The following is a 15,033-nucleotide window of genomic DNA, read 5'->3' as shown; positions in this document are numbered from 1 at the left end:
TTACCGATGCTCTCGCTGCGGTGACACTCCAAGACATTATTGGCTGGTTCACCCATTGCTGTTGCTATGTTTCACCCAACTGAGAACTGCTGTAAACCAAAAGTTCGCCCTTAGAGGTTTCTAAAGTGGATTTACTACTGACTATAGATCCAGGGTCATCATTGACGAAGATGATCTACCGCATTTTAGGTGAGATTTCATTTCAGGCTGAGTTGTTTTGTATGGAACCGGAGTTACTAGGAGTCACCCGCGAGTCAATACAATCTTACGAGTCAGGCAGGATTAATAGTCCAAGTCCAGAAAATGAAGCATGGGTACAGTTTAAAGATGAGTATTACGCGGTGGGGTTTCTAGCAAAGAAGCATTTTCAAGCTAGTGTCAAGTTATCAGATTTAAAGTACGAGAATGCTATTCCTAAAGTGTTAGCAGCAGTGGGAGCGATCGCAGAACGGGAAGGATTAGGAACACAGTTCAGGTTAGGATTAGCTTTGCTGTTACCTTACGGGGAGTGGGAAGACAGAGAAAGGTTAGAGAAGGCATTAACTTCAGCATTGTCTGACTTTCACTTTCGCGGCAAACAGATGACGGTGAAGCTGGGATGCTTTGAATGTATGCCAGAAGGTGGTGGGCTAGTGCTATCGCGCAGTAAAAAACTGGGGGCAGACTTCAACTCAATGGTGATAGCGCTAGTGATGTTTGGATATCGAGATATTTCTGTAGTGTTGTTCGAGCGTGGACTATCATCAGGAGCGACAGAAAACTTGGGATTGTCATGGATGATAGAAAGAGTGAAACGTCTAACATCAGGACAGAAAGATACGCAAGCAATGCTGGAGGCAATCCACCAGTCAGGGGCAACAGTCAAACCAAAGTATTTCAAACCATTAGCCAGAAGTAAGAAAGCAGACTTTCGCATGGACGAAGTAGCTCAAATCACAGAATCCGTGGCAATGGCAAGGAAGGAGTATTGGAGTCGAGTGTCTGACTGGCTCAGTAGCATGATTCCGGAGACAACTGACTCGGTGATAATTGGCGGTGGGACGGCGGAATATCTAGGTAGCGAACTAAAAAGCTTTTTTAGCTATACCCAAGTATCATGGGCGGCAGAATTAGAAGAGGATGTCAGGCTTGCTTTTAACTTAGGAGCGAACAAAGATGCGATGTGCTTGCGTCTGACAGATGTTTACGGTCTATCAAGATACTTGCAAAGTTCTGTAGCATCTTCGCCATCGGTAGTTAGGTAGGGCAAATTATGTCATCAGATTTTGAGTTTCGTCTGCGCCTGAGAGTTGAGTCGGATAGTCCAGAAGCAATTATCATAAATTACCTCAACTCCAAACAAACACCTTATCCTTCTAAAGACATGGCAATAATTGCGCTAACAACTTACTGGCTACCACTAGCTTGTCAAGATAAGGAGATGCGATCGCCGGAAAGTTTTAAGCGAACAATCCAAAATTCTATTTACCGCCTCAAACTTCATGTGCAATACCTGCAACAAATGTTGGGAGAAGAAGTGGTACTAGAAGAGATAGCATCACTAGCGCCAAAAGTTGTTGACGCTTCGCGGTCAGGAACGCCATTAGAAAATGCTGTAGCTGGGAGCGTTCCCGACCAGAATCTTAATGGCAACAGCATAGAATCACAAGGAGCCGCAACTGAAAGTGAAGGGTGGTTTAATCCACTCAAGTCAAGCTCTAATAAACATCCCTGATTAAAAGCAGAGCTATGTCGATAATAGTGACATCCCTGTTAGATTTACCAACACAAGGAACTAATCATGTACCAAAAACACGAACTATTTGGCGAATTATCATCTGTTGATATTGCCGAAACACTCAAAGCTTGCTCTCTAGAGCAAAAAGAAGAATACATGGAAGATGAAGCCGATCGCTTTCGTGAATGTCGTGCGCTAATTGAGCAAGGCAAAACATACAAGCAGGCAGCAGCACAGTTTCGTAAGCAGGACAAACTTAAGCAAACTGGAGATATCCAACCGGATACCAACGAATTAGAAATATCTGAACTATTGACTTTAGCAAGCGAACAGGCTGGGACGAGAATTACTTTAATTGAAGCAGGGAAAATCTTGTCAGCCTGCGATTTACCGGATAAAGAGCAGTATGATTCCCAAGAATGCGATCGCTTTGTTGAAGCCTGCACATTAATTAAACAACAGGGCAAAACCTATGAGGAAGTAGCAGCACATTTTGGGATTGTGTGGCAGAACAAGTCTAACGCTCACAGTATTTTGCTTGATGAAGTCAGACAATTACTCAGTCAACCTGCTTTTAACCAAGCAGAAGAAATCCGTGCAGCATTGCCCCAAATGGCAGTTGAGCAACTGGAGGAAATCAAAGCATTGTTCTGGCAGATGACGGCTCAGAGATTACGCCAGTATGTGGATTCTGGGCAACTAGAAGCAGAAATTCGCACTGCATCTAAGAGCGTACTAGCGACTTCTTCGGGAAACTCACTGGGGCTGTTGAACCCAAGCAGCAGCCCGAATCAGAAGCGTTTGCCTGGTTGATTGATGAGTGTATCCAACAGCGCATTACGGTTATTTCCACCACAGATAGGCAGCTAATTGAGTTGAATAACTATAAGTTGCGGGAACGCGCCAAAGCGATCGCGCACAACCAACGTCTAGACAAAGCACGAATGGAGCGGTGGCAAATGTGGCTAAAGTGGACGTTTGGCACTTTGCATCGGGCATCCAATCGGACTACGTTCTACTATTTGGTTTGGACTCCATTGGTAATTTTCTATTGTGCGATTGCATTTATGGGAATGCCGACGGCGGTTGTTTGTCCCAAGCCCAAAGGTGTCTGCCACAATCTGCGGGTGCTGGCGGTGGAGACTAGGTTAATGCCGCAGGTGTTGTGGGCAAAAGTTGACAAAGAGGTAGCAATGGAGATTTTTGCTTTTCTGCTTGGACTTGGCTGCCTGGTTTTAATAGTTTGGGCGATCGCATTCGTTGGCAGTTTGATTTCTGGTTGGAAGTATCGACGACGAAGACGACTGCAAAGGCGAAGCCTTTCTGCGCCGCCAGAAATTAGGCAGCAAAGAGCATCCGACAAGTCACCTCTTGTCGCTGTTCAACCCCGCAAGGCGATCGATTTAGTTTGCTCTTCAGTCTCAACCAGGGTTCGGCTTCCCAGTTACAAGCATCAGCAATATATTCGACAAGCCGACATTGTACTGGAACAACTGCGTTCAGGTGAAGTTCAATTGCCCAAGGCACTCGGTATTCTACGTAAGATGAACCCCTATGCTTTTGAAGAACTGCTGCTGACCTGTTGTCACGAGAGGGGTTGGAAGATTGAGCGCAACTTTAAGTATAGTAATGATGGCGGGATAGACGGGCGAGTTACAATTGCTGGAAAGCTTTATTTAATTCAGGCAAAGCGCTATCGGGGCTACATTAAAGCCAAGGATATCCAGGACTTCGACCAAGTTCTTCAGAGAGAGAAAGTGCATGGAGGATTCTTTATTCATACTGGGAGAACCGGAGAAAAGTCTAAAGAATTACTGCGGGAGTATCAGGTAAGTTTGCTCAGTGGTCAAAAGTTGGTTGATTTTGTTCTAGGTCAGAGGTTGAAGATTTTGGGTAGATTGAATAATTGACCTTAGTAATTTGAGAGCGTTAACTTAGTCTCTGTGTTTTGATTTGTTACCAATAATTTAGTTCTTCAGTATTGATTTGTTACTACTTATAAAACACTAGAAGAAACTTGTGTATGCTAGTGAAACTGAGATAACTTGTGCTAACAAATTAAAGTCTACACTGAAGGAGAGATAATGCCTCCCATCAATGTTCTCGTAATGATTCACGGAATGTCTCCTGAACCAGAACCACATTCTCCCTTTGACAGTCAAGGTAAATTTTGGGGTTACAACGAGTTCTGGGCAAATCTCTGTCAAGAGCAACCTGATCTGCCAAACTTGTTTCCTCAAAGCTTTATTGGCGTTGAATGGGGACATGAACTACCTCAACCTTCTTTACCATCCGTAGAGCAACTAAGAGAAGATCAGCGCTTGACCCGCGCTCAAAACTTTGTTAATCAAAGGATTGCATACGATAACTTAGTTAAAGCTCCTAATGATAATAATGTGACGCTATCTCTGTTCAGTGGGCGTGGTGCTGATATACCACTGTTAACTCCAATGGTTCGGGCATTAGTCGTTGGCTTACGAGAGTCAATTGTTACTCGTGGCTTAGGTGACGTAATTTACTACACCTCAGAGCAAGGAGAGTGCTATGTCCGTCAAACTGTCTATCATCAAGTGCTGAAAAAACTAGCTCAATATGAACAAGAACAAGACGTTCGCATTCACTTGATTGGACAAAGTTTAGGAGTTACGCTTACCCACGATTTTCTCTACGGGCTGTTTGCACCTAATCATGAGCCTGGTTTCTACAAACAGGCAAGCGAGGAAGACAAAGAACGATTTAAAACTTGGCGGCAGAAACGTCAAAATGGACAGCTTAAGCTTGGTTCGCTTACCAGTACAGCTTCTCAGCTTCCCTTGTTTATGATGCGGACACAGAAGCTTGTCGATCGGTTAGCTAAGGGGGAGTTAATTGATGCCAAAGATATTGGGATTGATAACTCTAACCAAATACAATGGCAACTCTTTTATGATATTGACGATCTGCTCGGTTTCGGTACGCGCAGACTTTACAATGCTGCGAATGCAATTAAAGAGTACCAAGTAGACACAGGTGACAACCCAGGAGATGCACACACAGGTTACTGGCAAAACCGAATGGTGATTGAGCAAACAGCACAACTACTTTATGACAATGCCTCTAGACCATAAATTCTAATTTATCAACACATCTGGCTTTGGAGAAGTATTTTGGTTAAATTCTCGGCATTAGCCTCAGCTTGTCAGAGAGATATCTATTTACACACAGAGGCGAAGGGTTATGTTCGCAATTACTACAAAAGTATTAAATAACTTTGCTCGATGCTTAGGAACTGATTGATTTTATGTTATGGCGGCGGTCGAGGATTGTTGAGGTAACAATTTCTGCTTCCCCAGAAGGTAGCTGATAGAAATGATAAGTTTGAATCTGTATCAATGCTCGTATTTGGGCTACTTAAACTTCTGCGTTAACTGCTTTCTCTAAGCGAGTAATTTCACCTTCTGCCTCTTTGAGTAAGTCATCCCAGTTATCTGAAGGATTGCCATTATCAAGCATTTTCCTGAATACTTGATAAGCGTCTGTCTTACTGTCGTAAGCTTGTTTAGAGTCCTCATCGTTAACCCAGGCAAAAACAATTATTTTGCTTTCCAGATGATATCGAAAAAATAGTCGGTATTGTTGAAAAAACTTAGCCCTAAACCAGTGCTTATATTCATCACCCAGCGTAGAACCTTGACGATAATCACTGCGGGTTGGGTCAGTAGGGATAACCTCAAATGCTAGTTTGGCTATGGCAGCTAGACGTTTTGTAGCGTTTTTCTGTTGGTAATTTTCAGGATACTGCTGACGTAATTGTGTCACTCTGTTCAAAAGTTCTTCAAATTGGTTGAGAAATAAAGAATGAGCAAATATGTTCCATCCGTTGATTACTAACGGTTGAGTGTCAGACAACTTTATTCATCCTCATCTACAAGTGGCGCATCCAGGTCAATTTCGATTCCGGCAACTAAAGACTGAACTCGATTCACTAAATCCTCGCTGATCGCTCTGATGTGCTGAGGATTTCTTTCTATATCCTGTGCCAGAAAACTGAGAAACTGCCCCAGGATTGGGTCACTCTCTGTATTATCAGCGCGAGATATTACTACTTGTCCATTAGGCTGGATAGTATATTGAATTTTATCGCGCTTGTTTAAACCCAACACCTTGCGAACGGGGTCAGGGATAGTAGTCTGATACCGGTCAGTAAGAGTAGACTCTGAGCATGAGGCTAGTGTTTCAGCCATAGCGACCTTTAAGCCTATAAATTAAATTCTCCTTCTAAGGTAATGCAATTGCATTGTCTCGTCAACAGCTACGTTACTTGGAGATACAATTATTACCAAGATAATTATGTGGATAGGGCGATCGCCATGAGCAAAACCACAATCCATCAGGTGATCGGAATTGACGGTACAACCTTAATAGTCTTCTACACCCAAGCCCACTGCTGGCAGTTCCGGTTGATTAGCACTGGCGGGGCGGTCTTTGGAGAGCGCAAAATCTACCACACCCCTAATACTGCGCTGAAGGCAGGGTTAGAGTGGGTTGCTTGGGGGAATTGAAACCTAATCCAATATTCCTTCTTAGTTGTTTAGCAGATAAGAATAGGGATAGTCATGTGCTTTCGTTTAGCATCATAGTAAGGATATACTGAAGTAAGGAAATCTTACATTCGCATTTTCAACAATAGGAGATTAGCAATGCTTGCTAAGTTGACTGCAAAAAACCAGCTTACCTTACCTAAGAGTATTACCCGCGAGATTGGCAATGCTGAATACTTTGAGGTGAGAGTAGAAGACGGACAAATTATTCTTACGCCTGTAAAGATTCAACGTGCAGATGGAGTTAGGGCTAAACTTGCAGCTTTAGACCTAAGCGAACAGGATATTGCCGATGCGGTAGCTTGGGCGCGTCAGCCATGACCGCTCAAGTGCGAGTTGTAATAGATACCAATTTGGTAGTGTCAGCTTTAGTATTTGGTGGCAACGTAGGAAAATTACGGTTTTCATGGCAGGAAAATCGTTTGACTCCTTTGGTTTCTAAGGTGACTATTACGGAGTTGATTCGAGTTCTTGCCTATCCAAAGTTTAAACTTACGAAAACCGAGCAAGAGGATTTACTATCAGATTATTTACCATTTTGTGATACTGTGCCGTTGCCTGATAATTTACCTGTAATTCCTGAGTGTCGAGATCGGTTTGACGAGCCTTTTTTAATACTGGCGCTTGTAGGTCATGCTGATTATCTAGTTACAGGTGATCGGGATTTATTATGTCTGAAAAATGATTTCTTTTGTCCTATTGTGACTATTGAAGACTTTTGGAGAATAGTTGATAATCAATAGTTCTAATCTTGTTTGTGCTTCCAACTGTAATATTCCTTTTCAACATAATTGAGTAAGAAACGATTGTTGCAAAAAGTAAACTCAGGTTGACTTACTCTTTTGCAGAGTGCAAAGATCCAGCTAACCGCAAGTTACTGCTTGCGTTCGCTCAACTACTAATATCACTTGTGAATAGCCAACCGAGAACCGTCCAAATGTTTTTTGACGGCGTTGAAGTGCTACGGATAGAAGACGGTGACAAATGTCATGAAATATTATTTCCCCCTGGTCATCAACCGGATTTGATGGAGATGAAATGGGATGGAGAATTAGTTTATGCCATTTCTAACGCCACTTCCAAGGTTTTAGTCAACCGTCTGCCCACATAGTCGAATCCATTGCCAACTTAATTGATTTGAGGTGGTATTTTTGCACCAGCAATTAGTAACAGCTTTTGCCAACGGATTTACCAATGGCGATAACTTTGCCTCAATTACTTCCGCCCGAAAGCTGGCTCAATCGGTGTTAAACCGAAAGATTGAGCCAGGAACTCCGGCAGCAAAAATCGTAGATGAATCGGTAGAGCAAGGATTAATCCTAGCGGCGCGACAATTAGTGCAGCGCTCTAGTGATTCCGTCCAAACTTGGGAGCAATGCCTAGATTTATATGATCGCCAACCAGCATTAAACACTCGTACCAGCACAAGTATTCTCCAGCAAGCCTACAGTACACCCGTTCCCATTGCTTTCCTCGCGGGGAAGTTAGCCCAGATTAACGAGGAGACAACAGTTTACGAACCCACCGCAGGCAATGGGGCGCTGCTACTGCTTGCCGATCCCAATAAAGCAATAGTTAATGAATTAAACAGAGATCGCGCGGCGGCATTGAGGGCGCAAGGATTTACAGTAACCCAGAAAGATGCCAGTAGTTTTGTCCCCGCTACTGAGGCTGTAGACAGGATTGTCACTAATCCACCTTTCGGCTCTCTGAAGGATGCTCAAGGGCAAACTCGAATATTTCAGCGCGGACGGCTAATAACCAGCCAGTTAGATCATGCGATCGCACTTTCAGCTTTGGATTTGATGAAAGCCGATGGTAGAGCCGTTCTCATCTTAGGTGGGAAGATGGGTAATGATGAGTCGCGCACTGAGCGATATAATACCCAACTAACCAGGGGATTTTATCGCTGGCTGTACAAGGATGCGGGTTACAAGGTTACAGATCATTTTTCTTTAGCTGGGGACTTGTACCGCAAACAGGGTACAACTTTTCCCATTGATGTGATTGTGATTGAGGGGAGAGGGGAAACTGAGCTTAAGTTACCTGGCGTTGAGCCGCCCCGTGTTTATTCCAGCTATAACGAGCTAAAAGAGGTATTGATTTATGCAACAACCCGCCAACAGCAGTCAGTTAAGTCGAGTAGAGATACTGAGATTACCTTACCAACAGTTTATGCCAGGTCGTCGTTGGACACCAACATTCCCTACGAATACAGGGAAAGCGCCACCACTTGTTTGGACAACAGTATTAGTGCCACAACAGTTAGAGCAGATAGAGTCCCCAGAAGAATACTTGCTTCTCCTGACGCGCAGAGTAGAGTGGTTAATCGAGCAAATGGTCGAATGGAAGATGACTTACGAAGCATACGAGGAATTGGAAGCCAAGGACTGGGTAGCGCAGGAAATCAACCAGTATTTACCGATGTACATGAACAGTATCAATCGCCAGCAGAGTCCTCATCAGATGGCTTCATACCTGGTGATGAATTACCAGGAGTTGCAACGAGGGAGCCTGACGCAACAGTTTCCCGTCAGCCCCTATCCGATGCTAGAAACAGGAACCAATTACCTAGAGGACATGAACCTAATCGACTGGCTGATGTTTATGAATATGGACGCGAACCCACATTATTTTCAGGATTAGAAACTATGGCTGAACCTGTGCAAGCACTTGTTGCGGATGCTGGAGTAGTTGATGAAAGTATTGAAGAGCGAGTTGCTTATAGACCGAGAAGTAAAGCAGTTTCTCTTTCAACACTAGCTCCGGCTGCCTCACTTAAAGGATTAGAGAAAGCCTTTAACAAAATTGAGGCATTTACGGGAACCAGTATTGACGAGTATGTAAGAACTCGACTGAACGAGCCATCTTTAGAGTCTTTGTATAGTCATTATGCTGCCGAACAGATAGATTCCTTGGCTTTGTCAATCTACAACCATGAGTTTGAAAACAAAGCTACCCTGATTGGTCATGATACGGGAATTGGCAAAACTAGGATTGCTTGTGGTTTGGCAAGGTACGCACAGCAGCAAGGGATGACTCCGGTAATCGTCACGGCTGATTCAGTTCTGTACGCTGATATTTTAGCGCGAGACGCTGTAGATACTGGCAATAGCTTTAACCCCTTAATTACTAATAATGACTTTCACTTAACACTGCGTTCTAATGATGGCAGGAAAATAGGAGAAATTAACACTCCTCAAAGCCAGGGAGAAAGAATAAGGCAGTACGCCCAATCTGGTAATATTGGGGAGCATGATTGCATTTTCACTACTTACGGGCAGTTAACAGGTCCAACTAGCGTAGGGCGACGACAACTACTAAGCGCGATCGCACAGCGCAGTTTTTTGATCTTGGATGAAAGTCACAAAGCCGGAGGAGCCGCAGCCGAAAAGCGCCCAGAGCGGAATACAGATCGAGTAGTTCCTTCGTGTAGCGACTTTTTTCAGGAATTAGTTACTCAAACTCCAGGTTTTGTAGCCTCTAGTGCTACAGCAATTAAAGATCCAATTGTTGCATCGCGTTTGTTCTACGAAACCACCGACCTAAGACTTGCCGCCCCAAGCCAAGATAGTTTTACAGACCACCTCAAATCTGGTGGCGTACCGTTGCAGCAACAGGTATTTGCAATGTGGGCAGAGAGCGGTGGCTGTATCCGTTGCGAGAAGTCGTATGAGGGAGTAGAATTCGGCATTACCAAAGTTCCTGTCAGCCTAGAGACTGCTGAGAACAACTCCAAGATTCTTAATCTAATTTGGCAGTTCGACTCGCTCAAAGAAAAAGTAGTTGCAGGTATTAGGGCTGATTATGCCGATGCAGGGGAAGCGACGAAAGCCACAAATCCAGCACTAGGAGAGGCTGGTGCTAGTAGCACAATTTTTACTAGCGTCTTGCATAACTTAGCAGCAGTGACTTCTTTGGGCTTAAAAGCAGAAGAAACGGCAAATGCAGCGATTTTGGACATTGAACAGGGACGAAAGCCAATTTTGATGCTGTTCAAAACAATGGAATCGACGGTTAAAGATTTTGTGGATAGCCACAATGAACTAGCCCAGGTGCATAATGCCGAGTTTCCAGATCGCCCAATGCGGCTGATTCAAGTAGGGGATGATATTAATATTAATGCGGGACAGCTATTTACCCGTTACTTGGAGAAGGCACGTACAGTCAAAATTACTGAGGCTTATTTAGATGAACTGACTGGAAAAAATAAAACGCGCTCTCACCGCTTCACTGACGCAGAGTTGGGATCGGCAGGAGTTGCCGCTTTTAACCGCGCCGAAGCTGCGATCGCCGAGGCGGATTGGACACAGTTGCCCATTTCGCCTATTGACTACATCAAGCAGAAACTTGTTGATGCAGGGCATTCGATAGGCGAGATTACAGGGCGTAGTAACATCCTCAAGTACGAATCAGCCGAGGCACTAGCATCTGGAATTGTTACCTACCAGACGCGGGAACACGGTACTGCCCAAAAGAAACAGGTGATGGACGACTTTCAAAACGGTAGATTGGATGCAATTATTACCAACTCCACCACAGGGTATTCTCTCCATGCGTCGCGGACAGTCGCCGACCAAAGACAACGGGTGATGTATCTTGTACAACCGCACCTGGATGTTAACCAAGTGGAGCAATCCATCGGGCGGAGTCACCGTAGCGGACAGGTTGACCCCAGTCGCCACGCGCCCGACAGCTTGGACGAGCATGGTTTACCTCAGTGGGGGCAATATCCTGGTACTTTTGGGCTGCCAGCATTCAAACTTGTAGTTGGACAGGACTTGCCTACTGAGGAAAGAGCAGTAGCAATCTTGATGAAAAAGATGTCCCACTTGAAGGCGAACACTACAGGCAACCGCTCTTCTAATTTTGGATTAATTGAAGTGCCGGATTTCATCAATAACTACGGTAATGAAGTGGCTCAGAAGTTGATGGAGCAGGACGAAAATTTACACGCTGCTCTAGATTATCCGCTCGGTACTGGCGAAGAACTCAAAGATCCTCAAGCAATTCAAAAAGTTACTGGTCGCGCAATATTGCTAACCAGTAACGAACCACCAACAGAGGAACAACCCTATCCATCGCTAGCTAGACAGGCATGGTTGTATGACACTTTATCGTCAGAATATAAGGAGTTTTTGGCACAAAAAATTGCTCTGGGCGAAAACGAGCTAGAGGCGCAAAAGCTCGACTTACAGGCAGAGCCAAAAGCGCGGCTTGTTCTCAGTCCTGGCGATTCTGAAATAGACAGTCCCTTTACCAAGCCCGCTTATTTAGTAGAGGTTTTGGCGAAAACTGGCGCTAAACCCAACACTACAGAGCAAGTTGTTAATGCTGTAAGGCAGGAATTGGGGTTTGAACCTGTTTCTTTGCCTGACGACTACGCCTTGTCCCAGGTAAGAGAGACTGGGCAACAGGTAGCTCAAGATACGGTGAGAGAATTACGCGCCGCAACTGAGCAATATATGCAGGTTGCCAAAGCAGTCAAAGAAGCAGAAGTTGCGGCTTCTTCAGGGAGAATAGATAAATACCAACAAAAGCTTGACGTTGCAACAGAAAACTATACTGGCTTGCAACAGCAACAAGAAGCTGCTGCCAAGTTCGGCAACACCGAGCTACTGGAAAAGCTGACCGCTCAGTTAGCACAGCAGCAACCGAAAATCGATAAGCTCAAAACGCAATTGAGCAAAGCCAAGCTCGATCTAAATGGTAAGGAGTTTCAGCTAGCCAAAGAGCAGCGAAACCTCAAAGGGATACTAGAAGAAGTTAGTGTATTAGTCGGGCAATTTCCTGTAGGGCAACCTGTACGATTGATGGACAAGGAAACTAAAAACTATCTGTATGGAGTGGTAGCAGCAGTAGAACAGAAAAATCGAGCAAATAATCCCTCTGCCCCTGGTAATTGGAAGCTGAAGTTGTTGGTTGTTGATGGGACGAGAAATCTATCAGTTAGGCTCGATAGCTTAGTAAAAGGGGGAAAGCAAGCTCTCGAAAGAGTAGAAACTGCTCCGAGCTTTCTAAATATCAAGCAAGAAAGCTCAGTCTACGAACTATTTGACCAACGGCAAACTGAAACTAAGGAAAAGCGGTATTTAGTTAGCGGTCAAGTTTTAGCCAGCGAACTCACAGGCAAGTTTGCTCAAGTTACGGACGAAAAAGGGCAAGTTCACCCTGTTTATCTGCTGCGACGTGGGTTCGACCCTGCTGTAGACATGAATCTTGCACCTGTGATGCTGGAGAACGCAAAGCAAGTCAAGCAATTTCTGTTTGATTCGACTGAGCGTTTAGGAATAGCACAGACCCCAGATGAAAATTTGACAGTTATTGCCGATATCAGGCGCACAAATCCCAAGGGCATAGTCATCAAAACTGCTAAAGCGACAGCCCAAGGCGGTATCTATTTCAAAGATGAAGGCTTACGCGAACTGGTTGGCGATTTTGTCTCGAAAACCGAATCGGTGCGTGAAGGCAACAATACCAAGTCACGGAGTTTCATGGTCGCTAGTGTCAGTGCCGATAGAGTTGATGTAGCATTGGACTACCTTTGCGGTAAATGGGGTTTAGGGGCAGCCAGTCACAAAGATGTTGCTAGAGTAATGATGGGGCAGGTACTACCAGGCTGGGAACCTTGCAGCGAAATTAATCCTGATGCCCTACGCATACCTGTTACTCGTACTGTTCCGCGTGTAGCTGTGAGCGATCTGCAACAAACTTCGGTAACTGCTAGCACCCCTCAAATTGATAGTTCGCCAAGTTTTGTAGAAGCTTCTACAAAACTTGGCGAAGAATCTTTGAGCAATAACGGTATGCTTAATAGCGATGCCGAGTACGGCGGGCGCAGCCATCGCACTTTATCTACTACAAAGGCGATCGCCAATGCTAGCAAAACTTTGGCAGCACCTACACCAACAGCTATCGCGTCCCAAACGTTAGAGCCTGTTGGACTAACCAAGCAGGTACTTGAAGCTAATCAGCAAAACGGGGCTGCTGAAAAAAACATTGCCAAGCTACTTTATCAATCAGGGTTAGCCGCAGAAATTCTCAAGGGTGAAGACTTTTACCTCAAAGTTGAAAACGCTCCTTATACCCCTCTATCAATTGAACGACATGGAAAAGAACTGTACTTAACCCATTACCTTACGGATAATTATGGGGATTTATTTCTCGATGCGGAAATGGTTTTTAATGTTTCTAGCCAAGGACAATTAACTCTTACACAAACTGCTAGTCAAAATCCGTTAACGGGTGGAGAGTACCGCACAAGAAGCGATCGCTCTTTTGGTCAAATATTCTCTCACAACCTTCTAGAGCAAGGATTTGGCAAAGCTGCGCTATCAGCTTTTCAAGCCAAACAGCAGTCAGCACTGGCACAGGAGCAAGCCTCAGTAGAGGTAAAAAATCCAGAGCAAATAGCACCAGGGCAAGAACAACCCTTAATAGAGGTGGAGACTCCAAAGCAAACAGAAGCTCCCCAGCAGATAGAGCAATTACCCGCCGTTACCGTTAAATCTAACGAGCAGCCCTTAGAGAAAGCACCTGCCGTCGCCACCGAAGTCAGTAATCCTTCAGTACAAAAAGTTGCAGAGCCATCTTTACAGCTTCCACAAGTAGCAGCTAAAGAATCGGCTAAAACTAGACCATCTTTGGGTAAGTCTTCTGCCAAGTCTCAAGTTCAAACTGAAGCACCTCAAGGGGTTCAGTTGAACTTGTTTGATCTTGGGTTGGGTCGCTCTACTGCCGCCGAATCTAAACCTGTACCTCAAAGTCCAGCTAAAGCAGAAAGAGAACCGACTTTGACTGTAAGTCCAGTAAGTGAACCCGTACAAAGCGTTAAAGAAACTGTTGTCGCTCCGCAGGTAGAAGCGCCGCCGATAAACAAAGAATCTTCAAACGACGGCTTAACCTCTACCGTTCCTTCTACGGAGACGGCTACGAATAAGACAGAGACAGTAGACCCAATGCAGCTTTTCCAGCAAGTAGTTGAGCGCGTTGATAAGCGCACTGACGAAATGCTGGCTACTATCCAATCAACTAGCCCGTCGCTAAACACGCTGCGAGATTGGTATAAAGCCGCCAGAGAGTTAAACAAGTCCCAAAAACATCTTGACCGCATTTCGGAAATTGGCAGCGAGTTTAAGCAAGGAACACCTCTGACGGATAAAGCCGTAACAGTCATGCAAGCAGATTTTCAGGCTTACTACAAGCAATTAATGGTAGTGGAGCAACTAGGTAATTTGGGGGATAGAGATTTGCTTGCTCTTAACCAAAACATTACCAAATACTTAAATTCTCCGCCGCCTACCCCTCCAGCCCTAGCTGACCGACAAAAAGTTGAGTCTGAGGTCAAGAAAATTACCGAGCATATCAACGCTTTGGGTCATCAGCAAGCCGAACAGTTAGCAACTGTTGAAGCTATGCAAAAAAGTCCTTTCCGTAGTTGGAATGGTAAGTACGATTTAGCTGTCGCCCAGGTTGAACAGACGGCAAATAAGTTAGATAATGCGATCGCGCACAAACAGCAAAAAGACCATCAACTAGGTCAGTGGAATAAGCAAGAAATGGCTTACTCTTTATGGGATAAATCTCCCCAAACTATGGAGATGCGGAGTCTTGCCCAAGGCTTGAAGTCGCCGCAGTTGCAAGAGCGGCTGACTAGCATTGCCAAAGTAGAACGACAGGAACTTGCGCGTAGCCAAACATCCAGTGCGCGGCAGGCTGGATTATCAGCGTGAAGTA

12 protein-coding genes are annotated in these 15,033 nt (G+C 44.8%); 10 read left to right on the top strand and 2 right to left on the bottom strand.

Features of this window, described 5'->3' with window-relative positions:
* The first annotated feature begins 125 nt into the window (after positions 1–125).
* The 5 genes from SYN7509_RS0223925 (at position 126) to SYN7509_RS0223905 (ending at position 4,824) form a co-directional block, all read left to right on the top strand.
* Positions 126–1,244, top strand: coding sequence for a ParM/StbA family protein (locus SYN7509_RS0223925; protein WP_009630889.1), 1,119 nt, complete (start codon positions 126–128; stop codon positions 1,242–1,244).
* Positions 1,245–1,252: 8 nt separating this feature from the next.
* The gene (locus tag SYN7509_RS0223920) at positions 1,253–1,714 is read left to right on the top strand and encodes a hypothetical protein (protein ID WP_009630888.1); all 462 of its coding nucleotides are present in this window, start codon (positions 1,253–1,255) and stop codon (positions 1,712–1,714) included.
* 66 nt (positions 1,715–1,780) lie between these two features.
* Positions 1,781–2,530 (top strand): hypothetical protein, encoded by a 750-nt coding sequence (locus SYN7509_RS0223915; RefSeq protein WP_009630887.1) that lies wholly within the window; start codon positions 1,781–1,783, stop codon positions 2,528–2,530.
* Positions 2,527–3,627 (top strand): restriction endonuclease, encoded by a 1,101-nt coding sequence (locus tag SYN7509_RS29465; protein WP_051482691.1) that lies wholly within the window; start codon positions 2,527–2,529, stop codon positions 3,625–3,627. The genes SYN7509_RS0223915 and SYN7509_RS29465 overlap by 4 nt, the downstream gene beginning before the upstream one ends.
* A 174-nt stretch (positions 3,628–3,801) precedes the next feature.
* Entirely contained in the window at positions 3,802–4,824 is a 1,023-nt protein-coding gene (locus SYN7509_RS0223905) for a hypothetical protein (protein ID WP_009630885.1), read from the top strand.
* Positions 4,825–5,107: 283 nt separating this feature from the next.
* Here SYN7509_RS0223905 and SYN7509_RS0223900 read toward each other — a convergent pair whose 3' ends face one another.
* Together SYN7509_RS0223900 and SYN7509_RS0223895 are read right to left on the bottom strand one after the other, a co-directional pair.
* Positions 5,108–5,605, bottom strand: a complete 498-nt coding sequence (locus tag SYN7509_RS0223900; protein ID WP_009630884.1) for a type II toxin-antitoxin system YhaV family toxin — start codon at positions 5,603–5,605, stop codon at positions 5,108–5,110.
* A gap of 2 nt (positions 5,606–5,607) precedes the next feature.
* On the bottom strand, positions 5,608–5,940 hold the full coding sequence (locus SYN7509_RS0223895) for a type II toxin-antitoxin system PrlF family antitoxin (RefSeq protein WP_009630883.1): 333 nt from the start codon (positions 5,938–5,940) through the stop codon (positions 5,608–5,610).
* Between the two features lie 42 nt (positions 5,941–5,982).
* Between SYN7509_RS0223895 and SYN7509_RS0223890 the strand changes: the two genes are divergently transcribed.
* The 5 genes from SYN7509_RS0223890 to SYN7509_RS0223870 all read left to right on the top strand — a co-directional run bounded on the left by SYN7509_RS0223890 (position 5,983) and on the right by SYN7509_RS0223870 (position 15,029).
* On the top strand, positions 5,983–6,258 hold the full coding sequence (locus SYN7509_RS0223890) for a hypothetical protein (protein WP_009630882.1): 276 nt from the start codon (positions 5,983–5,985) through the stop codon (positions 6,256–6,258).
* A gap of 138 nt (positions 6,259–6,396) precedes the next feature.
* Positions 6,397–6,618, top strand: a complete 222-nt coding sequence (locus SYN7509_RS0223885) for an AbrB/MazE/SpoVT family DNA-binding domain-containing protein (RefSeq protein WP_009630881.1) — start codon at positions 6,397–6,399, stop codon at positions 6,616–6,618.
* On the top strand, positions 6,615–7,040 hold the full coding sequence (locus tag SYN7509_RS0223880; protein ID WP_009630880.1) for a putative toxin-antitoxin system toxin component, PIN family: 426 nt from the start codon (positions 6,615–6,617) through the stop codon (positions 7,038–7,040). The genes SYN7509_RS0223885 and SYN7509_RS0223880 overlap by 4 nt, the downstream gene beginning before the upstream one ends.
* Positions 7,041–7,207: 167 nt before the next feature.
* Positions 7,208–7,408 carry a hypothetical protein gene (locus tag SYN7509_RS0223875; protein ID WP_148298186.1) on the top strand — a complete coding sequence of 67 codons (201 nt, stop codon included), beginning with the start codon at positions 7,208–7,210 and terminating at the stop codon, positions 7,406–7,408.
* Between the two features lie 40 nt (positions 7,409–7,448).
* Positions 7,449–15,029 carry a DUF6908 domain-containing protein gene (locus SYN7509_RS0223870; protein ID WP_148298185.1) on the top strand — a complete coding sequence of 2,527 codons (7,581 nt, stop codon included), beginning with the start codon at positions 7,449–7,451 and terminating at the stop codon, positions 15,027–15,029.
* Positions 15,030–15,033 lie beyond the last annotated feature (4 nt).

The organism is Synechocystis sp. PCC 7509, assembly GCF_000332075.2.
Lineage (GTDB): Bacteria > Cyanobacteriota > Cyanobacteriia > Cyanobacteriales > Chroococcidiopsidaceae > Aliterella.
Note: the sequence above shows the minus strand (reverse complement) of the source record. Positions and strands in the feature narration are given on the sequence as shown.